The sequence below is a fragment of the Flavobacterium aurantiibacter genome (assembly GCF_002251775.1).
GTDB classification, from domain to species: Bacteria; Bacteroidota; Bacteroidia; order Flavobacteriales; family Flavobacteriaceae; genus Flavobacterium; species Flavobacterium aurantiibacter.
Genome location: NZ_NOXX01000009.1, coordinates 1 through 968, shown reverse-complemented (window position 1 = coordinate 968; position 968 = coordinate 1). Strand labels below are relative to the sequence as shown.

Below are 968 nucleotides of genomic sequence, written 5' to 3'. Positions count from 1 at the left end.
TTAGGATAGATTGAAAACTGGTCTTGATTGAAACTATCAGTCGAAAGGTTTGAGCTCTTTGTAACTTTGAAATTATCTATCAAAAGAGCATACTGATCGTCACTTATGCAATTGATTCCAATTCTTACATTTTGATTTGCATAGGCATCTAAATTATAGGAATATTGCACCCAATTTGATGTAGTTGTAACAATTGGAGAAATGAAAGTAAAGTTAACTGGCTGAATACCGTTGATAGAAACTCCCACTTTAAATTTTTCTGGAAAACCATCTATCGATTTAGCATAAAAGGTTAACGTATTACCATTGAGTCCTAAAGCAATTGATTGAGAAATTAGCCAATCATTGTTTGCAGTAATTCCTGCTCCTGGAACAGCTGCAAAGCATGCCATCGATTTTGGCGCCGAGAAAGCATCAAAATTACTTGGAGACGGTAAAGCCGGTGTAGTAGCAGTTGGATTGAAAACCATAAAAGCTTTAGCACTGTTACTATTTGGATAAGTATAACCTCCAACATTATATGTTGGCCTCAAATCAACATCAGTTAGCGTCCATTGACCAACTCCTGCTACAGCAAAATTAGTGTAAGAGTCAAAATTGTCTTCGAAAATTGTCACAGGAGCTTCTGTAAGATTTATTCTATAATCTTCTGTCTCTCCAACAGCTAAAATATCAGGAGTTCCATTTATGGTGACATTTGTACAAGGAGTCGCTGGCCCGTTTGTTCCTGTATACATATCATCTTCATATAAGATTACTCTAAGACGTGTTTCCCCTACAGTTGCGGTATTAGGAATATTCACATTAACGGTAGTTCCTGTATTACTTGGAAAAGCAACATCTAAAACTTTCTCATTGACATCATTAAAGTCATTATCACTATTAAAATCTATAAATGCAGCAACTCGATGAGTTGAATTCATATTATAATTCACAGTTAATGGTGTAGCATTTCCTTTAACAATATT

1 protein-coding gene is annotated in these 968 nt (G+C 35.0%); it reads right to left on the bottom strand.

Translation table 11 applies throughout. The annotated features are described in order from the left end of the window. A partial coding sequence (locus CHX27_RS15385) for a GEVED domain-containing protein (RefSeq protein ID WP_094484763.1) occupies positions 1-968 on the bottom strand: 968 nt, incomplete at both ends.